Here is a 22002-nt window from a genome sequence, read left to right on the forward strand (position 1 = left end):
CTACAACACGCAGTCAGAAACTGCTAAACCATGTTAACGATTAAACGTTATCGAACTGGCTCATAGTGTTGTCTTCACCGCTTGCTTTCAGTGCTGCGTCGCCAGAGAAATACTCTTTATGACTATCACCGATATCAGAACCCGCCATGTTTTGGTGACGTACGCACGCAATACCTTGACGAATTTCTTTACGCTGAACGCCTTCAACGTAAGCCAGCATACCTTCTTCACCGAAGTAGCCTTTAGCTAGGTTGTCAGTCGACAACGCAGCAGTGTGGTACGTAGGTAGAGTGATCAAGTGGTGGAAGATACCCGCTTCACGCGATGCATCTTTCTGGAAGCTCTGGATGCGTGCATCCGCTTCGTTACACAGTTCAGTACCATCGTAGTCAGCGCTCATCAAGCGAGCACGATCGTAAGCAGAAACGTCTTTACCTTCCGCAGCCCAATCATCAAACGCTTGTTGGCGGAAGTTCAGCGTCCAGTTGAACGATGGGCTGTTGTTGTAAACCAGCTTAGCGTTTGGAACTGCTGCACGAATCTTGTTAACCATTTCTGCGATTTGGCCAACGTGTGGTTTTTCAGTTTCGATCCACAGTAAGTCAGCACCGTTTTGCAGTGAGGTGATGCAGTCAAGGATAACGCGCTCAACACCGGTGTTTTCACGGAACTGGAATAAACCGCTGGCTAAACGTGCTGGCTTCAGCAGTTTACCGTTTGATTTAACAACAACGTCACCGTTTTCGATTTCGCTTGCATCGTTGATGTACGTACCATCAAGGAAGCTGTTGTATTGGTCGCCCAAGTCGCCTGGCTCATTGGTTACTGCGATTTGCTTAGTTAAGCCTGCGCCCAAGGAGTCAGTACGTGCAACGATCACACCGTCGTTAACGCCGAGTTCTAGGAACGCGTAACGTACAGCATTGATTTTTGCTAAGAAGTCAGCGTGTGGAACTGTTACTTTACCGTCTTGGTGTCCACATTGCTTTTCATCAGATACTTGGTTCTCGATCTGAATCGCAGCAGCACCGGCTTCGATCATTTGCTTAGCCATCAAGTAGGTGGCTTCTTCGTTACCGAAACCAGCATCAATGTCAGCAATGATGGGTACAACGTGAGTTTCGAAGTTTTCGATCTGATCTAAGATCGACTCTTCTTCAGCAGTATTACCTGCTTTACGTGCTTTATCTAACGCAGTGAACAGAAGATCCAGTTCACGTGTGTCAGCTTGACGTAAGAAGGTGTACAGCTCTGCAATCAATGAAGCAACAGAGGTTTTTTCGTGCATTGACTGGTCAGGCAGTGGGCCGAACTCAGAACGCATCGCAGCAACCATCCAACCTGACAGGTAGAGGTAGCGCTTGTTCGTGGTTTTCAGGTGTTTTTTGATAGCGATCAGTTTTTGCTGACCGATGAAACCGTGCCAGCAACCCAGCGACTGGGTGTATACAGAAGAGTCGGCATCGTACTCAGCCATGTCTTTACGCATGATGGCTGCAGTGTACTTCGCGATGTCTAGACCTGTTTTGAAACGGTTTTGAATGCGCATACGAGCGGCAGACTCGGGGTTAATTGCGCTCCAGCCATTACCGGCTTGTTCTTTAAGAGCGGCAATTGCCTTAATTTCGTTTTGATAAGTTGACATGGTCAATCCTTCAAAGAAGAGTGGAGTGAGTTTGAGTACCGACTGCCCACACACAACCTGCTATCGCTGGAAGTTTAAATTGCGGGTTAGCTTCCGCTGTAGTGCCGATAATTGACCATAACACTGTGTCTTGAAACGAAGGGGCGCGATCAGATAAATAAGGCTGCTGCATTAAGCTGTGATATCGACAACTTAACATCCGCAAACGCATCTCACTGTAGTGAGCTATCTGATGCATCATTGATGCATACTGCTTCCCCGTCCCTCAGGACAACAACATACTGGTCGCAACCTCGTCACAGCATCTTTTGGATGTTGTTAACACAAAACCACTTAGGAAGTACTCTTAAGTTGGCTTTGGAACACTGGTTAAAGCGTTCTGGCTAGCGGGAGCGGGGGCTATGATGCGCTTTAGAAACGCGTTCGTCAAATGTTTTGTAGTGTTGTTTTATTTTCACTACATAAAAGCCAATGGCTGAGGACAGTCAAGCTAATCGAGTACTTCAACTTTAATCTGTAGCTGACTGCCTTCTTGTCCTGTGCTATGACGCTTTTGTATAAACCCATCCTGTCGCTGCTGCGTATCTTGATGACTGGTGCTGACATTAATCCACTGGCCCAAGCGACCGCTAACACGGCTGGAGGTGTTTTTTGTATCAATGACATCATTGTATTGCTGGCTACGCTGATCATTTTGACTGTCGATCTCAATCTGCACATTATCGCCATGTACTGTCGCAGTGACATAGAAACCTTGGTTGACTGAGCGGTATTCGATGTGTTCTTGGCGTTGACCATAGTGGCCGTAGCCGGTTGAGCGCAGTGGGATATCTTGACCTATTTGCACCAAGGCGGCAGAGCCTTCTAGTGTTTGTACAGACTGCAGTGAACCGTCACGACTTTGTGTAGTGTTGCGAATAATGCGAATTTGATCCTGGCCTTGCTGCTCACCCTGGCCAATTACAACTTCGCTATGCCGGTCACCGATCGTGCCGTCAACTTGATAGCCGCGCTCGCGATTGTATTGATTGCCCTGAGTATCGACCGTGATCAATAAACGCCGTGGCTGGATATCAATACGCTCAAGCACCGAGCGTAACTCGGCAATTTTATCGTTACTGGCATTAACAATGAGTTGGTTGCCATAGGCGGTTACTCGGCCGTCGCTACCTAATACAGCCTGAGCGACGGGCAGAACATCTTGCGCCATGCGAAAGTTGAGTTGAATCACTTCACTGGCCGCGTGTGTTAGCGTAGAGCCACATAGTAGTAAAAAAAGTACGAAAAAGCGGGTTAGGGCGTTCATAGCAGCACTCTCCATAGATTGACATCGCTCAACGTCATCGCCTGCATTCTGGTGCTGCTGATTGTACAGTACGCGAGGTATGCGATTGCACATACTCGCGTTTGACACTGTTACTCGGCTTGATATTGAGCAGAATCGACTAGGGTTTATTGGCTATTACGCAGCATCTCAATGTGTGGAATACCCGCTTCAAGAAACTCATCGCTAATAGCAGTAAAACCTAAGCGCTCATAAAAACCTGCCGCATGCACTTGCGCGGTTAAGGTTTGTTGTTTTAAACCTTTACTTTCTGCTTCTTTGACTGCAGCCATCAGCAATTGTTCGCCGACATGCAGACCGCGCCAGTCTTTTAAAACAGACACGCGACCAATGCAGCCGTCAGCTAATAAGCGCGCGGTACCAATGGCAAAATCACCTTCATAGGCAAGAAAATGAGTTGCAGTAACATCGTCGCTATCCCACTCTTGCTCAGGTGTAACACCTTGCTCTTGGATAAAAACACTCTCACGAATGCGTCGTAAATCCGTATTGTCTTTGTGCCAGTCGGCTCTTCGAATTTGCAAGTCACTCATCGATACACTCCAGGCTTCCGTGTTTAATCAGTTCGCAGAGCAAAGTCGTTGCTTCTGCATCATTGAGCCAAGGTTCTAAGTTATCTATATACACCGCATCGGCGCAGCAGAGTAAATCAAGTAATGGCACTAAATGCTCACTTAAAATACGGCTGTTACCACTGACAAAAAATACCACAGCAGTCTCGGTATCCAGCTGTATATGGCTCCAGGCCAAGCGTGCAGTTGGATTGCGGGTAAAGACAGCGCCTTGATTAAGTGTATCTTGCAAGTCATCGGCACTGATGTCACTACCGACTAATAGATCAGGGTAGCGCGGTTCGGTCATATACTGGCCAAACCAGGTGAGCAGCATACGATCATCATCGAGTTGCTCGCTAATCAATTGACGTAAGCGCTTGATATCTTCTGGGCGGATATAGCTTGGGTTCTGCACGGGCGACATATCAGCATCGCCATAACGCTGTTCGTCTGGTAAAAAGCGTGCAACAAAGTCAGCATAATTGGTAACAACTTCTGCTGTTGAGGGTGCGCGAAAACCCACCGACCAAGTCATGCAGTCGGTTTGTGCAATACCCCAATGGGCGAGACGGGGCGGCAAGTACAGCATATCGCCCGGCTCTAATACCCATTCATCGGTCTGCTCGAATTCTTCGAGGATGCGCAGATCAGGATGGTTGAGAATTAAGCTTTCGTTATCGCACATCTGGCCGATTTTCCACGAGCGTTTGCCTTCGGCTTGCAGCAAGAATACATCGTAATTATCATAGTGTGGGCCGACGCTGCCGCCGGGTACGGCAAAGCTGATCATCACATCATCAATGCGCCAGTTCGGCAGGAAGGTAAAGTGCTCAAGCACCTCGGCGACCTCAGGACTGAACTGATCAACTGCTTGTACCAGCAGCGTCCAGTCACGCTCAGGAAGGGTGCTGTAGGTGTCATCATCGAATGGACCTTGCTTAAGCTGCCAAGGCGTTTCACCATGTTCAAGCACAATACGTGACTCAACCATCTCTTCCAGCGATAAACCAGCTAAATCATTACCATCCAGAGGACTGACAAAATCAGGTATCGCTTGACGGATCAGAAGTGGTTTTTTTTGCCAGTAATCGCGTAAAAAAACGTCGGCACTGATGCCACCTAGAATCTCAAGTGGTGTATTAAATGGGGTAGACAAGTGGTTGATTCCAAAATAAATACTGAAAATAAAACGCCCGGGTTTAGCCGGGCGTCAAAACACTCAAACAGCTAAAGTAGCGTTAGACACGCTTAGCTTGTACATCGGCATTACCAATATAGTTGGCTGGCGTCAGTGCGCGTAATTGCACTTTCGCCTCTTCAGGCAAATCTAGCGTTTCAATAAAGGTTTGCAAAACCTCGGCGCTGATACCTTTACCGCGGGTGAGGTCTTTAAGCTTTTCGTACGGGTTTTCAATGCCGTAGCGACGCATGACGGTCTGTACTGGCTCAGCTAATACTTCCCAGCAGTTGTCCAAATCATCGGCGATTTTCGCTGCGTTGAGCTCGAGCTTGCTGACACCTTTAAGTGTCGCCTCGTAGGCAATCACACTGTGTGCCATACCAACACCGAGGTTGCGCAAGACGGTGGAGTCAGTGAGGTCACGCTGCCAGCGTGAAATCGGTAATTTGCTGGCTAAGTGTTGGAAAATAGCGTTAGCAATACCTAAGTTGCCTTCGGAGTTTTCGAAGTCAATCGGGTTAACTTTATGCGGCATGGTGGATGAACCAATTTCACCGGCAATGGTTTTTTGCTTAAAGTAGCCGATAGAAATATAGCCCCATACGTCACGGTCAAAATCGATCAGAATGGTATTAAAACGCGCAACCGCATCAAACAGCTCAGCAATATAGTCATGCGGCTCAATTTGCGTGGTGTAAGGGTTAAAGGTTAGACCTAAATCGCCTTCAATAAACTCACGGGCATTGGCTTCCCAGTCAATCTCAGGGTAGGCAGACAGGTGGGCGTTGTAGTTACCGACGGCACCATTCATTTTGCCGAGTAATGGGGTCGCCGCAACTTGAGCGATTTGACGCTCCAGACGGTACACTACGTTGGCAAACTCTTTACCCAACGTGGTCGGTGATGCAGGCTGGCCATGGGTGCGCGAGAGCATTGGCACATCAGCAAATTCAACGGATAATGCACGTAGGCTTTCAGCCAGTTTACGCATCAATGGCAGTAATACATCGTCGCGGCCTTCGCGCAGCATTAAAGCGTGCGAGAGGTTATTGATGTCTTCACTGGTGCAGGCAAAGTGAATGAACTCGGTAACTTTGGCCAGCTCAGGTAGTTTTTGCGCTTGTTCTTTTAGTAAGTACTCAACCGCTTTAACGTCGTGGTTGGTGGTGCGTTCAAACTCTTTAACACGCTCAGCATGCTCGAGCTGGAAGTTCTCAGCTAATTCATTTAAAGCAGCGTTAGCAGTGTCAGAAAAAGGCGTGACTTCAGTGATACTGGCATGGGCGGCTAAGCGCTGTAACCAGCGAACCTCAACCAAGACACGGTTACGAATAAGACCGTATTCACTAAAAATAGGGCGCAGGGCGGTGGTTCTGCTGCCGTAACGGCCGTCAACGGGGGAAACCGCGGTAAGCGAGGTAAGCTGCATGATGCGTTCTCTAACAATTAATGAATAAAATAAGGCGCGTAGTGTACATCAAATGCACGCTAGGTTTTAGTGTTTACGCCAGAACACCGACAACATGCTGGCAGTAAAGATCAGCACAGCACCAAATATTGAGGTGAGGTCAGGCACTTCACCCCAACGTAATAGCGAGAGTACGCCGGCAAAAACAATAGCCAAATAGGCGACAGGGCCGATTAAACCGGGTGGGGCTAATGAGTAAGCACGTGACATGATAATTTGCGCTAAAGCGGCGACTAAGCCTGCCGCACAGAGTAAAAGCAATTGCTCCGAGCTTAACGGTTGCCATGCCCAGAGTAGCGGCACGGCAGAAATTAGGCTGCTGAATAACGCAAAGTAAAACACCATGCGGTACGCCGGTTCGGTATCACTCATTTCTCGGATCGAAACAAACGCGGTGGCGGCCAGCAGGCTGGCAGCAAGCCCGACCAGTGATAGGTTGCTAAATAATGCATCACTGGGTTTGGCGACTAAGATCACACCAATCAAACCTAGCAATGAGAAAGCGAGCATCCGACGGGTGAGCGGCTCTTTCAGCCATAAATAGGCAATAATTGGGGTAAATACCGGGGCTGAATAGGTAAAGACCATGGCGTCGGCCAGAGGTAAGTGAGCAATGGCATAAAAAAAGCAGTACATCGCTGCTAAGCCATAGCTGGTGCGCATCAGGTGCGATTTTAAACGCTTGGTTTTAAAGGGCTTGAGGCCCTTGCTTAACAGCAGTGGTAAAAAGAAAATAACGCCAACGATATTTCTAAAGAAGACAATATTTTCGTTATTAACGGTGGCCGAGGCTTCGCGAATCAGTACACCCATGCACGAGAATAAGAGTGCAGAAAGGGCGAGTAGGGCCGCGCCTTGTAAAGGGCGAACACTGCGTTGATTCATAAGTTGCGCGCATGCAACTCATTTAGCATCGCGCCACGCTTGGTCAGCAAGTGCCAGCGCCGACCGCCCAATTGTCGCCATAGGCGTGCGGAACGAATGCCGGCAAATAACAGTGCGCGCACTTTTGCGGCAGTAGCTTCCTGCTGTAAAAAACGCATATCACCATGCACCTGAATACGTTGTTTGAAAGTGCTAATAGTGTCTTGGTACAGCGCACCAAAAGAAGAGGCGATAGTGTCACTGGATAAGCCGTAGAGCTCAACTTGTTGCTCGATTTTTGGCAGACGCTGGCCGGCAATTTCCAGTAAGTCATCGCGACGTGAAAACTGCCGCTCGAGACTCAGCATCGAGACGACATAGCGCAAGCTTTCGCGCGGCAGGTTATTTGTTTCGCGCTCTAAAGTGGCTTGCAGTAACTTATAGCCTTCGCGCAGACCTAGATCATCACCGCCGTACACATCAAGAGTGCTTTCAGGGTTGCGTACTAATAGCGTTTTCAGCATATAGGCGAGCGCCGCATCACTGACTTGGCCGCTGTGTGCGAGCTTGTTGACCAATGCTGACGCTTGAAAGACACCGCCTAGAGCGGTCATTTGTTCTTGAAGTGGTGTCATGGTCGTTGAATACTCTCATTCCAAGGGCTGCAGGCTTCGATGACGCCGCCGCCTAAGCACACATCATCGCTATAAAAGACAATGGATTGGCCTAAAGTAACAGCGCGCTGTGGCTGCTCGAAGGTGACCAAGTAGCCGTCATCAGTGCGTTCAATACGGCACGCTTGATCGCTTTGGCGATAGCGTACTTTGGCGGTCAGATTGTTCAGAGCATCAATATCAACAGGGTTAATCCAGTTGACATCGCGGGTCAGCAAAGTGCGTGAAAATAGCCACGGATGCTCGTTACCTTGACCAACGATGAGTACATTACGCGCGAGGTCTTTAGCCAAGACATACCACGCGTCTTCGCTCGCATTCTTTAATCCACCAATACCTAAACCTTGGCGCTGACCAATGGTGTGGTACATCAAACCATTGTGCTGGCCCAGTTTGGTGCCGTCAGTGGTTTCAATCACACCAGGTTGTGCTGGTAAGTATTGCTTAAGAAAGTCGGTAAAGCGCCGCTCACCAATAAAACAGATACCAGTGGAGTCTTTTTTATTGGCGGTAATCAAGCCGTGCTGCTCGGCCAGTTCACGTACCGCAGGTTTTTCATATTCGCCGACTGGGAACAGTGATTTATGAATTTGCTCACCACCCACCGCATGTAAGAAATAGCTTTGATCCTTATTGGTATCGACACCTTTAAGCAATTGACTATGACCATCAATATCACGGCGACGCACATAGTGACCTGTGGCAATTAAGTGCGCGCCCAACTGCTCGGCATAATCTAGGAAGGCTTTGAATTTAATTTCACGATTGCAGAGGATGTCGGGGTTGGGTGTGCGCCCAGCCTTATACTCTTCAAGGAAATGTTCAAAGACGTTATCCCAGTATTCGGCAGCAAAGTTAGCTGTATGTAATTTAATCCCTAGGGTGTTACACACGGCTTGCGCGTCGGCGAGGTCTTCTTTGGCGGTGCAATATTCAGTGCCATCATCTTCCTCCCAGTTTTTCATAAATAACCCTTCCACTTGATAGCCTTGCTGGATCAGCAACAACGCCGCAACAGAAGAATCAACACCGCCGGACATGCCGACAATTACACGGGTTTCAGAAGGAGTATGCATGGCAATTTAAATAAGCTAGTTAAAAGAACGCTATCCTAGCAGAATTGCTAGATTCTAGGGAGAACAGAGGCTGATGGCTTTAGCTTTTAAATAGATCCAAAGAAAAGCGGGCGCCGTTTAAATAATCATCAACACTGCGTAACACCATGGGACTGCGCCATAACTCAGATTGTGCCAATAACTCATCGCGACTGAGCCACACTGGGCCAATAATACCTTCGTCGAGTTTATGATTTTCGCGCTGCCGTAAAGCTTGACCGGCAAAGCAGACGCGCTGATAGGTGATGTTATTGCTGGGTGCTGTATAGAGATAAATGCCAATTAAATGGGAAATCTCAATATCCCAGCCTGTTTCTTCTAAAGTTTCACGAATTGCTGCTTGAATTAGACTTTCGTCCATTTCTAAGTGGCCTGCAGGCTGGTTTAATACAGTGCGACTTTCAGCATGCTCTTTAACGAATAGAAAGCGTCCATCTTTTTCGATCACAGTGGCAACGGTGATATGTGGAGTAAAGCGTGTCATACGTAACCTCTTTAAGGGAAAGGCTTACAGAGTTCGGATTATCGATACATATTTGTGTGAAATGTTCGAGAATGCACGATGTTAGACGTAGAAATAGCTGTAGTGAATGAATAGTTTGACTACAGCAATCTATTCGGCGATCGTTTAAAGAGTGTATGATACGCGCTGCACTGACTGCGCTACAGCGTTAAAAGCGTTCAAGCGGGTCAAATAGATAGCATGTGTGACTTTTTTTATAGTACAGAGGTCATACATGCCGATTGAGTTTGAATTATCGCTGTCATGCCACACGCGTGACAGCTTTTTAAAGACCACGTAAATGACGGAGTCCAGCATGGGATACCAAAAGATCCAAGTGCCAGCCGGTGACAAAATCACCGTTAATGCAGATATGACTTTAACTGTACCAAACAATCCAATCATTCCTTACATCGAGGGTGATGGTATTGGTTCGGATATCAGTCCAGTAATGATTAAAGTGGTCGATGCCGCTGTAGAAAAAGCTTACGCAGGTAAGCGTAAAATTTCTTGGATGGAAGTTTTCGCTGGTGAGAAAGCAACTCAGGTTTATGATTCAGAAACTTGGTTGCCAGAAGAGACACTTAACGCAGTACGTGACTACGTTGTTTCTATCAAAGGTCCTTTGACTACGCCAGTTGGCGGCGGTATTCGTTCATTGAACGTTGCCCTACGTCAGCAATTAGACCTCTACGTTTGCTTGCGTCCAGTACGCTGGTTTACCGGTGTACCAAGCCCTGTTAAGCGTCCACAAGACGTTGATATGGTGATCTTCCGTGAAAACTCTGAAGACATCTACGCAGGTATTGAGTGGCAAGCAGGTACGCCAGAAGCTACAAAAGTAATCAAGTTCTTCACTGAAGAAATGGGCGTTACCAAAATCCGCTTTACTGAAAACTGTGGTATTGGTGTTAAGCCAGTATCAGAGGAAGGTACTAAGCGTTTAGTCCGTAAAGCACTGCAGTACATTGTGGATAACGATCGTGAGTCACTGACTATCGTACACAAAGGCAACATCATGAAGTTCACCGAAGGTGCCTTCAAAGAGTGGGGCTACGAAGTTGCACGTGATGAGTTCGGTGCTGAGTTGCTGGATGGCGGTCCTTGGATGCAGTTCAAGAACCCTAAAACTGGCAAAAACGTTATCGTTAAAGATGCGATTGCTGATGCAATGCTGCAGCAGATCATCCTGCGCCCATCAGAGTATGACGTCCTTGCTACTTTGAACCTGAATGGCGACTACATCTCTGACGCATTGGCGGCACAGGTCGGTGGTATCGGTATTGCACCGGGCGCTAACTTGTCAGACAACATTGCAATGTTCGAAGCAACGCATGGTACTGCACCTAAGTATGTTGGTCTGGATAAAGTGAACCCAGGTTCACTGATCCTTTCTGCAGAAATGATGCTACGTCATATGGGCTGGTTAGAAGCCGCTGACTTAATCATCGACGGCATCAACGGTGCTATCGCTGCTAAGACTGTGACCTATGACTTTGAGCGCTTGATGGACGACGCTAAATTGTTGTCTTGCTCTGAGTTTGGCGATGCCATGATTGCAAAAATGTAATCAAAGCTGACGCTTAAAAAACGCCCCACTTGTTGGGGCGTTTTTGTTGGTATTTGGTGAGAACAGGTACAATGCATGAAGAACAGAGGAGAGCGTTATGCCTGATGATGAATTTTCTTTATTTGCTCAGCAAATGCAGGGCGTACGCCGTATTTATGTCGATCAAGCCGATATCGGTAAAGCCAAGCCTAACCGCGCAGAGCAACGCGTGCGCCGAGAAAATGCCCAGCAAACGATTGCAGCTATTACGGTTGATGGTTTATCTGACCAGTTTGTCATTGATGTCGGTGCTGAAGACGAACTGTATTGGGCGCGCGACGGTGTACAAGATAGCCAGTTACGTCGCATGAAATCTGGGCTAATAGCTTTTGAAGGCAGTCTGGATTTACATGGTATGAGTGTCGAGAAAGCGCGCTCGACGTTGCGAGAGTTTTTGACTGAAGCGCTACGTCTTGAAGTCCGTTGTGTGCGTGTGACTCACGGTAAAGCCGCACGTCTAGACGGTAAAAAACCGATGATTAAAAGCCATGTTAATACATGGTTACGCCAACATGATAAAGTCTTAGGTTTTACCTCGTGCGTGGCTAAACATGGTGGTGCCGGCGCAGTCTATGTGTTGCTTAAGCGTCACATGTTGGAAGGTCGTGATGATGAGTAAAACGGCGAATAAACTGATACCGTAAGTAACTATAAATAACAGTGCGGAGACAGTCTGTGAGTGATTCTGGGTTAGCAACACTGCGTGATTATATTCGTTGGGCCATCAGTCAATTTAGTCAGGCTCAAGTGTTTTTTGCACAAGGCAGCGACAGTGTTTTTGATGAGGCACGCACTTTGGTGCTGGGCAGTTTACATTTGCCTTACGAGTTGCATGATAAGTATTTAGATTGCAATCTGCATACCGATGAGCATGCAATAGTGCAGAGTATTTTAAAAAAGCGTATTGAGCAGCGTATCCCTGCAGCCTATTTACTTGGTGAGACTTGGTTTGCAGGCTTGCCTTTTAAAGTGGATGAACGAGTAATGATTCCTCGCTCACCTATGGCTGAGCTAATCCCGCAGCGCTTTTCACCTTGGCTGATTAAAGTGCCACAGCGTATTTTAGATTTAGGTACCGGTTCAGGCTGCTTGGGAATTACTTGTGCACTTGAGTTTCCCGATGCTGAGGTGATTTTGGCTGATATGTCTGAGCAGGCCTTGCAAGTGGCTGATGAGAATATCGCTTTGCACCAGTTGGGTGAAAGAGTTTATACCTTGCGCAGCGATATCTTTGCCCAGCTAGCAGGGCAACGCTTTGATTTGATTGTCTGCAATCCGCCCAGTTTACAAACAGAGCAGTGGGCGCAATTACCGCGAGAATTTCAATATGAACCGCGACAGAGCAGTCGCTCTGGATGCACAGGACTTGAGTTTATTCATCAGGTTTTACAGCAAGCCAGCCAACACTTGAGCAATAAAGGATTATTAGTTCTTGATGTGGGGCAGCATCGTTCAAAACTAATAGAACTCTACCCTATGCTTGATTTTACTTGGCTGGAGCACTCGCAAGTGGGGTCGGCAGTCTTGGCGCTAACTGCACAGCAGTGTGCTGCTTGTCAGTAGGCTCATTATGTCTGGATTGCAGGATGATAAAATCTATTTAGCGCGTTGCAATCCAGATCAATAAGGCGGCTTGAAAGACAGCGAAAATAGCCAGCATTGCGATAGTAAAACGTAACGTATTGTCTTCTCTTTTTAAGCGATCAATCTCACCATCACGCTTCTTCAGTTGTAAACTTTGTTCGTGCAATGATTGATCGGCTTTTTCCAGCATTGCCGCGCTATCAAGGGTGCTGATGATGCTGACTTTATTCTCATTCCAGTCACTGTGCAGTTCGCTGATGCGTCCAGCGGTGCATAGCGCACGCATTTGCACGGCATCTTCATAGCTAACCTTGAAACCTTGTGCTTGTAAGGCATGGTCACGACGTAAGCGCGCAGCATCGTTTGCGGCATGTTTAATCAGCAGTGCTTGGCTAGCGACTGTGTAGTGATTCCAACGTTTACTCGCCCATAGTACGGCTTGCGCCAATAAAAACCGTCCTAAGCCGCGGTTAGCCGGCTCGGTACGTAACGGGAAATCGGCGTTGATACGAACGTCCAACTTTTGATGATCGACCCAGACCTCCAAAGTGTTGAATTCATTATGAGTGTTTTGCCCTGGTAAGCTGATCGTTAAGCGCAGGAAGCTTTCTGCTTCACTGTGACGTTCAACACGATCCAAACTGGCAAAACGTAAAGGTCTTAAGCCTGTTTCACGATCGGCAGGCAATGGCGCGAGACGCACCAACTGAAAGCGTTCAGCGCTTAAATTGAGCCAAGGATGTACACTTTCAACCTCTATTTCACTGGTTGTCTGCGGCGTATCCGCTATATTTGCAGAGAGTGTCATATCGAATCACTTTATCCGTTGCTGTATAGCTCAGTCTATCGGCAGTTAAAGCAGGTTCTATAGGGTGGCGAACTGCCAGTGCATTACGATGCAAGGTGCCAGAAACTGCTAGGTACAGGTATACTGCACAATTATTTTAATAATTTCGGAGCAGTGTGTATGTCCGGCAATACTTTTGGCAAGCTTTTTACCGTTACTACCGCTGGAGAAAGCCACGGTCCCGCATTAGTTGCCATTGTTGATGGTTGTCCGCCAGGCTTGCCATTGACTGCTGAAGACTTACAAAATGATCTTGATCGCCGCAAGCCAGGCACCAGCCGTCACACCACGCAGCGTCAAGAGCCTGATCAGGTTGAGATTTTATCGGGCGTCTTTGAAGGGCTCACGACAGGCTGTCCAATTGGTTTGTTGATTCGTAATACCGATCAAAAATCAAAAGATTATTCGGCTATTAAAGATATTTTCCGTCCCGCGCATGCTGACTACAGTTATCACCATAAATACGGTCTGCGTGATTATCGTGGTGGGGGTCGTAGCTCGGCTCGTGAAACCGCGATGCGGGTTGCGGCGGGTGCTATTGCGAAAAAATATCTCGCCACCCAGGGTATTGTCGTACGCGGCTATATGAGCCAATTAGGCCCCATTGAAATCCCATTTAAGAGCTGGGATGCAGTGTATGACAATGCTTTTTTTAGTCCTGATCCAAGCAAGGTTGCGGAACTTGAAGCCTACATGGATCAATTACGTCGTGATCAAGACTCCGTTGGTGCAAAAATCACGGTTGTTGCTGAAGGTGTAATGCCTGGCTTGGGCGAGCCAGTATTTGATCGTCTCGATGCTGATTTGGCGCATGCTTTGATGAGTATTAACGCGGTGAAAGGTGTGGAAATCGGTGCGGGTTTCGCCTGTGTTGCTCAGCGTGGTACAGAGCACCGTGATGAACTCACTCCGGAAGGTTTTACCTCGAACCATGCCGGCGGCGTGCTGGGTGGTATTTCTTCGGGACAACCGATTATTGCTCATTTGGCACTGAAGCCAACCTCAAGCATTACTACCCCGGGCCGTTCGATTGATACAGCAGGCCTGCCGGTTGAGATGATCACTAAAGGTCGCCATGATCCTTGTGTGGGTATTCGTGCTACGCCGATTGCTGAAGCGATGATGGCTATTGTGTTGATGGATCATTTATTGCGCCATCGTGGTCAAAATGCTGATGTGCAGGTCAGCACACCCGTACTTGCTCAGCTCTAAGAGACTGCTTGATAAACAGGTCGCTGTCTAAAGGCAGCGACCTGTTGAGGCCGACTGAATCATGAGCACGGGTTTGCCGTATTGGCGTTTATCGGGTTTTTACTTTTTTTATTTTGCCTTACTGGGCGCCACGGCGCCTTTTCTGGCGTTATATTTCGACCATCTAGGTTTTTCCGCAGCGCGTATTGGTGAACTGATCGCGATCCCGATGCTGATGCGTTGTATCGCACCTAATCTATGGGCTTGGCTGGCTGATCGTACTCAGCAGCGTTTGGCGATTGTGCGTTTTGCTGCCGTTTGCACCATGCTCTCATTCGCCCTCATTTTTGTTGGTCAAAGCTTTGCCTGGATGGCTTTGATTATGGTGTTGCATGCATTTTTTTGGCATGCGATTTTAGCTCAATTCGAAGTGATTACTCTAGCGCATCTGGATACTCAGAGTGAACGTTATAGCCAACTGCGGCTATGGGGTTCAGTGGGTTTTATGCTGGTGGTGATTGGCTTTGGTTATTTATTTGATCAGGTAGGTCTGAATTATTATCCTTGGGCTATCTTAGCGGTTATGAGCGGGATTGTACTCAGTAGCTTTTGGGTGCCGGCACAGCCTGTTAGAGTGCAGACACACACTGCGTTGGCACCTAGGGTAAATCAATCACCAGACAAAACGCAGATGCTACCTATCATTGTTTTTTTAGCCTGTGTGACTTTAATGCAGTTATCACATGGACCCTATTACACCTTTTTGACCTTGTACCTGATTGATTTAGACTACTCGCGTAGGGTAATTGGGTGGCTATGGGCGCTTGGTGTGCTGGCGGAAATTGGTCTATTTGTCATAATGCCTTGGTTGCTACGGCGAGTTTGCTTAAAACGTATTATTTTGGTTAGCGTTTGCTTAGCCGTACTGCGTTGGTGGTTGCTTGGCTTTTATGCAGATACTTTATGGCTGTTGTTATTTGTGCAAGTGTTGCATGCCGCCACTTTTGGCAGTTTTCATGCTGCCGCGATTCACTTTGTACAGCGTTATTTTTCTGCACATAAACAAGGCCAAGGGCAGGGGTTGTATGTGTCGTTTTCCGGTGTTGGAGGTGCTTTAGGCGCGCTCTACGCAGGCTATACATGGCAAACGCTGGGCGCAAGCATGACCTTTACTTTAGCTAGTGCTGCCGCTTTAGTGGCTGCATTGCTGGTTTTGTTTGGACTGAAAAGTATCGAAAATCCTCAATCAATATTGAAAAAGGGCGGTAATGATGACATTCACTCGTGAGCAGCTTACTGAGCAAATTATTCAAGCCGGACAGTTTTTATATGCTCGAGGCTGGTCTCCGGCCACCAGTAGTAATTACTCCGCTCGTCTATCAACCAATCAAGTCTTGTTAACCGTATCAGGTAAACATAAGGGGCAGCTGAGCGAGGATGATATTCTTGCGACAGACTTACAGGCGAAGAGCCTTGAGCCGCATAAAAAGCCGTCCGCAGAAGCCTTACTGCATACGCAGCTGTATAACTGGCAGTCTTCTATTCAAGCGGTCTTGCACACTCACTCAGTGAATGCCACGGTGTTATCTCGAATTGAGCAAGCAGCGCAGATTGAATTTACCGACTACGAGCTACAAAAAGCTTTTAACGGTATCGAAAGTCATGAGCAGCCTTTGTTGGTGCCTATTTTCGATAATGATCAGGATATGTCACGTTTAGCCGTGCAGGTACAGCAGTGGCTTGATAGCCATCCAGACTGTCCAGGCTACTTAATTCGAGGTCATGGTTTATACACTTGGGGCGTATCAATGCAGGATGCATTGCGTCATATTGAAGCCTTTGAATTTTTGCTTGAGTGTGAATTAAAGGTGCGAGCTTGCAAGACACTTTGATTTGCTATATTTGGCTAAGCGATTTGATTGAATTTTATAGAGAATGATAACTATGAGTCAGCTGTTTGTGTACCACACCAGCCAGCCTAAGCAGGCGGTTAAGGTATTAAATCATTTAGAAGATATTAGCAGCACTTTAGCTCAAGTTGGCGTGCGTTTTGAGCATTGGCAAGCCAATCAGCCGATTACTGCACAGTCCTCCTCTGAGGATGTGATAGCCGCTTATGCTGACGATATTGCTCGCTTACAAAAAGAAGGTGGCTATGCGACAGTTGATGTCATCAGTTTAGACGAAACGCATCCGCAAAAAGTCGAGCTGCGCGCGAAGTTTCTCGATGAACATGTGCATAGCGAAGACGAAGTGCGCTTCTTTGTTTCTGGGCGAGGCTTATTTAGTTTGCATATTGATCAGCATATCTATGCGGTATTGTGCGAAAAAGGCGCGCTGATCTCTGTTCCTGCCGGTAGCAAGCATTGGTTTGATATGGGGGAGCGTCCACGCTTTACTGCGCTGCGCCTGTTTAACAATCCAGACGGCTGGGTGGCTCAGTTCAGCGGAGATAAAATTGCTCAGCAGTATCCTACTCTGGATGATTTGCTATGAGTGTCAAAGCGATTTTGACTGATATTGAGGGCACCACCAGCTCCATTGCTTTTGTTTTTGAGGTGTTATTTCCCTACGCTCAAAAGCATTTGCCTGCTTATGTCCGCGCCTGCGCTGAGCAAGACCCCAACTCGCCGTTGTTGCAGGCTGTGCGCGATGAAGTGCAAGAGCCGCAAGCAGACGCTGAGCGTTTGATCGACATTCTGGCGTTGTGGATGGAGCAGGATGTTAAAGCTACGTCGCTGAAGGCTCTACAGGGCTTAGTCTGGCAGCACGGCTATGCCAGTGGTGAAATTAAAGGGCATGTCTATCCTGATGCGGTTGAGATGCTGCAGGCCTGGCAGCAACAGGGCTACCGTCTGTATGTGTATTCATCAGGCTCGGTGCAAGCGCAAAAACTGATATTTGCTTATTCCGTCGCCGGCGATTTAACCCACTTGTTTTCCGATTACTTTGATACCACCTCTGGGCACAAGCGCGAAGCGGCCTCTTATGCACGTATTGCACAAGCCATCGGCTTGCCTGCAGGACAGATTTTATTTTTGTCTGATGTGGTCGAAGAGTTGGATGCGGCGCAAGCCAGCGGTATGCGTACCTGTGGTTTGGCGCGGACACAGGGTTCCTTGTTAGGGCATACCACTGTTGCAAGCTTTAACGCTATTGATCCAATGACTTTTTAGCAATAAATAGATCTAGCTGAGGTGAGACGTTTGCTTTTTTATTGAATAATTTAACCTGACTGCTTTACTAGGTCTTTATTCGTAGGGGCTAACTAGCGTACACTGCAACCATGATTGCGAGGAGTTACTATGAGCACTATTAATATTACAGAAGCTGCACAAGTCTATTTAAGTGATTTATTAAAAGGCCAAGATGTACCCGGCATTGGTATTCGCGTATTTATTACCCAGCCTGGTACCAGCTACGCAGAAACCTGCATTGCTTACTGCAAACCTGAAGAGCAAAAAGTTGAAGATACCCCACTGGTATTGCCAGCCTTTACTGCTTGGATTGATGCACTGAGTGAGCCCTATCTTGAGGATGCGGTGGTTGATTATGCAACCGACCGTATGGGTGGGCAACTGACGATTAAAGCACCCAACGCTAAAGTGCCGATGGTCAGTGAAGACAGTCCTTTATCAGAGCGAGTCAACTATTATCTGCAAACAGAAATCAATCCAGGACTGGCCAGTCACGGTGGCGAAGTGAGCCTGATTGATATTGATAATGGTATTTTAATTTTGAAATTTGGTGGTGGTTGCCAAGGTTGTGGCCAGGCAGATTACACTTTAAAAGAAGGTATCGAAAAAACGCTAATGGCACGTATTCCTGAAGTCAAAGGTGTGCGTGATGTGACAGACCACAGTGTGACTGAAAACGCTTACTATTAATCAAGTTGCTGTTCAGGGGACTTTAGTCAAATAGATTCAGCGCGTTCTAGCTTATAAAATAATGCGCGCTGAACAAGCTTGAACATTACCCTGCAAGAGCTTTTTGGTGCAGCTCGACTGCATATGTTTAAGTTGGATGATCCCAACTTAAACAAAATAACTTCTCTATATTCTTAGGCTGTTTTTGCTAAGAATCTTAAAAAAACCGATATCAGCCACAAGCTGTTATCGGTTTTTTTGCTTAAAAGTTAAGATAACTGACATTCTTTTAGTATTTCATAAATTGACCCTGTTCAAAGCTCAGCAAGCATGCTAAAAAATAGCTAGCTGCTTGATAAAAAAGGGAAAATAATGAATAAGTCCGAATTGATCGAGCGTATTGTTGACCGACAAGAACAACTGTCTGTGCGTGATGTTGAGTTGGCAGTGAAAACTATGTTGGAACATATGACGCAAGTATTGTCTTCTGGAGAGCGTATTGAAGTTCGCGGTTTTGGAAGCTTTTCAGTAAATTACCGAGCGCCTCGAGTCGGCCGTAATCCAAAAACTGGCGAAACGGTTGAATTACAAGGTAAATATGTGCCGCACTTTAAACCCGGTAAAGAGTTGCGCGATAGGGTAAATGATGGCTAAGCTAATACTAAATAGAGAGAGTGAGCGCAGAGGATCTTATGCGAAGTTTTAAACGTCTACTGGTAGTTATTATTGCTTTAGCGCTGGCCGCTGGCGTAGTGTTTTTTACCTTAGAAAACCGCACTACAACTCAGTTGGTATTTTTTGGCTGGCTAACCCCTGAGTTACCTATGGCGCTGTATGTGCTGAGTGCTTTTGTTTTAGGTCTGATTATTGGCCCGCTGGTGTCATGGTGGCCACATCAACGCATGCGCATGCGCTATAACAAGCAAGTTAAGCAGTTAAAAGTTTATGAGCAGCGCATCAGTGCCTTAGAAAAAGCAGCGGCTGAGCAGGATGCAGCCACTCCAGCTGTTGCAGAGTTGCCCCACGCATCCTAAATCATATCGAGCAAGGTTGGGGCTGTTTAGCGCCAAAACCTTGCAGGCGATCACATAGGGCTGGAGCGGCCTGTCATTTCTCGCGCCATTTCCGTTGCGTAGCTGTCTGTCATGCCACCAATAAAATCGATAATGCGCATAAAGGATGTGTAGAGCGTCCAGTCTGGCTGGGGCGCTGTATGTCCAAGCAAGTCAAAAATACGTCTATTTTTAAATGACAGTGTGCCATGCGTGTGTTGTTCTAGGGCGGCACCACAAAAAGCATTAAGTAAAATTTCTAAAGTGGTGTAAGCGCCAATTTCATGTAATGTTTTACGCTTGTCTTGGAAGATTTTTTCGCGGGCTAAGGCTTTCGCGTTGATCACACAGGTCTTGGCTGGGCCGTGCATGTGCTCAACCAGGTCACCTTGCAAGGTGCCGGCCATCAGTGCAGGCTGCTGCTCAACAAAAGCGTGCGCTGCGGCATTGGTTAAATGCTCAATTGCTTTGCCGCGCAAGATGGCTAGCTTTCTGCGGCGTGAATCTTTAGGCCCCAATTGACGGTAAGTTTCCGGTAGATCATCGCCCACTAAATCGAGGAGTAGGGCTTCAACTTCGCGGTACTCCAGAAGCTCCATTTCAATACCATCTTCCAGATCAATTAAACCGTAGCAAATATCATCAGCAGCTTCGACTAAATAGACTAATGGATGGCGAGCCCAGTGTTCATCATCAATCTTGGGGATACCTAATTTATTAGCGATTTGTTCCAGCAAAGGTAATTCACTTTGATAGCTGCCAAACTTATGTTTTTTATAACCTTGAGCACTCGCGTGCTTTGAGCTCCAAGGGTATTTAGAAAAAGCACCAAGGGTTGCATAGGTTAAACGCATACCGCCATCAAATTGATGGTATTCAAGTTGTGTCAGTACACGAAAGCCTTGTGCATTACCTTCAAAATTTAAGAAATCTTGGCGCTGCGCTGCGCTCATACTATCCAGCCAACCATTGCTAGCGGCCTGTTGAAACCAGTGCCGAATTGCATCTTCGCCCGAGTGACCAAAGGGTGGGTTGCCAATATCATGAGCTAAGCAAGCCGACTGCACAATCATCCCTAAATCACTGGGTTCACACCATTGTGGTAGCGCTGGGCGGATCATTTCTGCGACACGCATCGCTAAAGAGCGACCCACACAGCTGACTTCTAAGGAGTGAGTTAGGCGCGTATGGATATGGTCGTTGCTGGATACAGGGTGCACCTGTGTTTTGCGGCCCAGACGGCGGAAAGCGCCTGAGAAAATAATTCGATCGTGATCCTTATGGAAAGGACTGCGACCTAATTCTTCAGCGCTGTGTGAGGTTTTGCCTAAGCGTTCACGATTTAATAATTGATGCCAATCCACTGAGCGCTCTCAACCTGTTAATTGAAGATATGCACCGCTAATCATCTAGTACGTTTTGTTTAGATTATTAGTTCGTGTAGCCGCTGTGGCGGTTTCTGCGCGGGGCGTTGCCATAAAAAATGGTAATAGGCTGCTAGCAATTCGTACTATAGGTAATAGAGCGCTTGCTGAGCGTCGCTGACGAGTAAGAAAGAAGCTTGCTAGAGCTACCCCAGCTACAGCTAATAAAGGTGTTGAGCCCTGCATAAGACGGTTTTTGTAACTACGTATTTTCTCAATCGGCTCAAGTAAAACAATACTTTCGTGACAGATTTTTTGTCTATTTAACTCGAGACGCATCTGAATAAGCTGTTTTCGTAGAGCGATGGGATTGTCTTTTTTATATTTTTGTATTGTCATGGTAACAGTCGCTCTTTGGTTTTTTTAAGCTCCTGCAATGAGGCGCTAAAAGGCGCTTGTATATGGCTTTGTGCAGATTTCATTCGCCAGATACAAAGTAAGCCTGAGACAGTATAAAAAGCAGACATAGCAACTAATAGCCAGTGTTCGTACTGCTGCCACAGCAAGACAATCAGCAAGCCGTTTAATAATAAAAAGAGCATAAAGCCACAGGCAGCAATAAGACCTATCCAGAATAATTGCTGACTGCTGTGATTTTTTTGCTCTTGTAGCTCAAGAGCAAATAACTCAGCATGATCGCTGAGTAAATCCAGAGTTGCGGCGCCTAAGCGCCGCGAAGTCTCTGAGAAAGACTGGTCTGTCATATTTAGCGCCTAGACACCAAGAGGCCTAATAAGAAACCAACGCCAGCACCGACGGCCAAAGACTGCAGTGGGTGTTCACGTACATATTCTTCACTTGTACTTAGCGCTTCTTTACCACGCTCAAGCAGCGCTTGTTCAGTGGAGCCTAGTGCTTGGCGTGCACGTTGTAAACTCAACTTAATCTGATCGCGCAGCTCTTCGGCTTTATCACCGGTAAGATCAACAGAATGTTGTAGTAGTTGCTCAGTATCCGATACCAAGGCTTTAAACTCTGCCAATAGTGGGTCTGCGTTGCTAAGTATATTTTTTTTAGCCATGACAGGTGTACTCCATAAGTAAATTCAATGTTCATAACATCAGAGTCAATGTAACTGTTAT

The 22002-nt window shown here is 47.1% G+C and carries 25 protein-coding genes; 11 read left to right on the top strand and 14 right to left on the bottom strand.

All coding sequences use genetic code 11. The features are described from left to right. Positions 1–40 precede the first annotated feature (40 nt). From JYJ62_RS00400 to JYJ62_RS00440, 9 genes are all read right to left on the bottom strand, one after another. On the bottom strand, positions 41–1645 hold the full coding sequence (locus tag JYJ62_RS00400; RefSeq protein WP_205340211.1) for an isocitrate lyase: 1605 nt from the start codon (positions 1643–1645) through the stop codon (positions 41–43). A 490-nt stretch (positions 1646–2135) separates the two neighbouring features. Beyond that, on the bottom strand, positions 2136–2951 hold the full coding sequence (locus JYJ62_RS00405) for a secretin N-terminal domain-containing protein (RefSeq protein ID WP_205340212.1): 816 nt from the start codon (positions 2949–2951) through the stop codon (positions 2136–2138). Positions 2952–3097: 146 nt separating this feature from the next. After that, positions 3098–3523, bottom strand: a complete 426-nt coding sequence (locus JYJ62_RS00410) for a GNAT family N-acetyltransferase (protein ID WP_205340213.1) — start codon at positions 3521–3523, stop codon at positions 3098–3100. Beyond that, a complete protein-coding gene (locus tag JYJ62_RS00415; protein ID WP_205340214.1) occupies positions 3516–4700 on the bottom strand; it encodes a cupin domain-containing protein in 1185 nt (394 codons plus the stop codon). Before JYJ62_RS00415 ends, JYJ62_RS00410 begins: the two co-directional genes overlap by 8 nt. 82 nt (positions 4701–4782) lie before the next feature. Next, the gene (gene purB / locus JYJ62_RS00420) at positions 4783–6153 is read right to left on the bottom strand and encodes an adenylosuccinate lyase (RefSeq protein ID WP_205340215.1); all 1371 of its coding nucleotides are present in this window, start codon (positions 6151–6153) and stop codon (positions 4783–4785) included. Between the two features lie 66 nt (positions 6154–6219). After that, positions 6220–7077 (bottom strand): DMT family transporter, encoded by an 858-nt coding sequence (locus JYJ62_RS00425; RefSeq protein ID WP_205340216.1) that lies wholly within the window; start codon positions 7075–7077, stop codon positions 6220–6222. After that, the gene (gene hflD / locus JYJ62_RS00430; RefSeq protein WP_205340217.1) at positions 7074–7691 is read right to left on the bottom strand and encodes a high frequency lysogenization protein HflD; all 618 of its coding nucleotides are present in this window, start codon (positions 7689–7691) and stop codon (positions 7074–7076) included. The genes JYJ62_RS00425 and hflD overlap by 4 nt, the downstream gene beginning before the upstream one ends. Continuing rightward, positions 7688–8806, bottom strand: a complete 1119-nt coding sequence (gene mnmA / locus JYJ62_RS00435; protein ID WP_205340218.1) for a tRNA 2-thiouridine(34) synthase MnmA — start codon at positions 8804–8806, stop codon at positions 7688–7690. The genes hflD and mnmA overlap by 4 nt, the downstream gene beginning before the upstream one ends. A gap of 79 nt (positions 8807–8885) precedes the next feature. Continuing rightward, entirely contained in the window at positions 8886–9329 is a 444-nt protein-coding gene (locus tag JYJ62_RS00440; protein ID WP_205340219.1) for an NUDIX hydrolase, read from the bottom strand. A 334-nt stretch (positions 9330–9663) separates the two neighbouring features. Here JYJ62_RS00440 and icd point away from each other — a divergent pair, with 334 nt between their 5' ends. The 3 genes from icd to prmB all read left to right on the top strand — a co-directional run bounded on the left by icd (position 9664) and on the right by prmB (position 12519). Continuing rightward, positions 9664–10917 carry an NADP-dependent isocitrate dehydrogenase gene (icd, locus tag JYJ62_RS00445; RefSeq protein WP_205340220.1) on the top strand — a complete coding sequence of 418 codons (1254 nt, stop codon included), beginning with the start codon at positions 9664–9666 and terminating at the stop codon, positions 10915–10917. A gap of 97 nt (positions 10918–11014) precedes the next feature. Further along, entirely contained in the window at positions 11015–11575 is a 561-nt protein-coding gene (locus JYJ62_RS00450; RefSeq protein WP_205340221.1) for a Smr/MutS family protein, read from the top strand. A gap of 56 nt (positions 11576–11631) precedes the next feature. Beyond that, the gene (prmB, locus tag JYJ62_RS00455; protein WP_232365680.1) at positions 11632–12519 is read left to right on the top strand and encodes a 50S ribosomal protein L3 N(5)-glutamine methyltransferase; all 888 of its coding nucleotides are present in this window, start codon (positions 11632–11634) and stop codon (positions 12517–12519) included. Positions 12520–12556: 37 nt separating this feature from the next. On the opposite strand, the gene JYJ62_RS00460 is transcribed toward prmB, so the two are convergent. Continuing rightward, positions 12557–13348, bottom strand: a complete 792-nt coding sequence (locus tag JYJ62_RS00460) for a hypothetical protein (protein WP_232365681.1) — start codon at positions 13346–13348, stop codon at positions 12557–12559. A 159-nt stretch (positions 13349–13507) separates the two neighbouring features. Here JYJ62_RS00460 and aroC point away from each other — a divergent pair, with 159 nt between their 5' ends. The 8 genes from aroC (at position 13508) to JYJ62_RS00500 (ending at position 19478) form a co-directional block, all read left to right on the top strand. Then, positions 13508–14599: a chorismate synthase gene (gene aroC, locus JYJ62_RS00465; RefSeq protein ID WP_205340222.1), complete on the top strand. Its 1092-nt coding sequence runs from the start codon at positions 13508–13510 to the stop codon at positions 14597–14599. Positions 14600–14660: 61 nt separating this feature from the next. After that, complete coding sequence (locus JYJ62_RS00470) at positions 14661–15866, top strand: MFS transporter (protein WP_205340223.1); 1206 nt, start codon at positions 14661–14663, stop codon at positions 15864–15866. Next, the gene (locus tag JYJ62_RS00475) at positions 15850–16470 is read left to right on the top strand and encodes a methylthioribulose 1-phosphate dehydratase (protein ID WP_205340803.1); all 621 of its coding nucleotides are present in this window, start codon (positions 15850–15852) and stop codon (positions 16468–16470) included. The genes JYJ62_RS00470 and JYJ62_RS00475 overlap by 17 nt, the downstream gene beginning before the upstream one ends. A 52-nt stretch (positions 16471–16522) precedes the next feature. Then, positions 16523–17074: a 1,2-dihydroxy-3-keto-5-methylthiopentene dioxygenase gene (locus tag JYJ62_RS00480; protein ID WP_205340224.1), complete on the top strand. Its 552-nt coding sequence runs from the start codon at positions 16523–16525 to the stop codon at positions 17072–17074. Continuing rightward, the gene (gene mtnC / locus JYJ62_RS00485) at positions 17071–17754 is read left to right on the top strand and encodes an acireductone synthase (RefSeq protein ID WP_205340225.1); all 684 of its coding nucleotides are present in this window, start codon (positions 17071–17073) and stop codon (positions 17752–17754) included. Before JYJ62_RS00480 ends, mtnC begins: the two co-directional genes overlap by 4 nt. Positions 17755–17883: 129 nt before the next feature. Continuing rightward, entirely contained in the window at positions 17884–18465 is a 582-nt protein-coding gene (gene nfuA, locus JYJ62_RS00490; RefSeq protein WP_205340226.1) for a Fe-S biogenesis protein NfuA, read from the top strand. A 351-nt stretch (positions 18466–18816) separates the two neighbouring features. After that, positions 18817–19098, top strand: a complete 282-nt coding sequence (ihfB, locus tag JYJ62_RS00495; RefSeq protein WP_205340227.1) for an integration host factor subunit beta — start codon at positions 18817–18819, stop codon at positions 19096–19098. A gap of 38 nt (positions 19099–19136) precedes the next feature. Further along, entirely contained in the window at positions 19137–19478 is a 342-nt protein-coding gene (locus JYJ62_RS00500) for a LapA family protein (protein ID WP_205340228.1), read from the top strand. A 50-nt stretch (positions 19479–19528) separates the two neighbouring features. Here JYJ62_RS00500 and JYJ62_RS00505 read toward each other — a convergent pair whose 3' ends face one another. The 4 genes from JYJ62_RS00505 to JYJ62_RS00520 are packed head-to-tail and all read right to left on the bottom strand — an operon-like array spanning position 19529 to position 21941. After that, entirely contained in the window at positions 19529–20860 is a 1332-nt protein-coding gene (locus JYJ62_RS00505; RefSeq protein ID WP_205340229.1) for a deoxyguanosinetriphosphate triphosphohydrolase, read from the bottom strand. A 45-nt stretch (positions 20861–20905) separates the two neighbouring features. Then, positions 20906–21259, bottom strand: a complete 354-nt coding sequence (locus JYJ62_RS00510; RefSeq protein WP_205340230.1) for a hypothetical protein — start codon at positions 21257–21259, stop codon at positions 20906–20908. Continuing rightward, positions 21256–21624: a phage holin family protein gene (locus tag JYJ62_RS00515; RefSeq protein WP_205340231.1), complete on the bottom strand. Its 369-nt coding sequence runs from the start codon at positions 21622–21624 to the stop codon at positions 21256–21258. The genes JYJ62_RS00510 and JYJ62_RS00515 overlap by 4 nt, the downstream gene beginning before the upstream one ends. Positions 21625–21626: 2 nt before the next feature. Continuing rightward, positions 21627–21941 (bottom strand): DUF883 family protein, encoded by a 315-nt coding sequence (locus tag JYJ62_RS00520; protein ID WP_205340232.1) that lies wholly within the window; start codon positions 21939–21941, stop codon positions 21627–21629. Positions 21942–22002: the final 61 nt, after the last annotated feature.

It is taken from the genome of Denitrificimonas caeni (genome assembly GCF_905120345.1).
In the GTDB taxonomy this organism is placed as follows: Bacteria; Pseudomonadota; Gammaproteobacteria; order Pseudomonadales; family Pseudomonadaceae; genus Denitrificimonas; species Denitrificimonas caeni_A.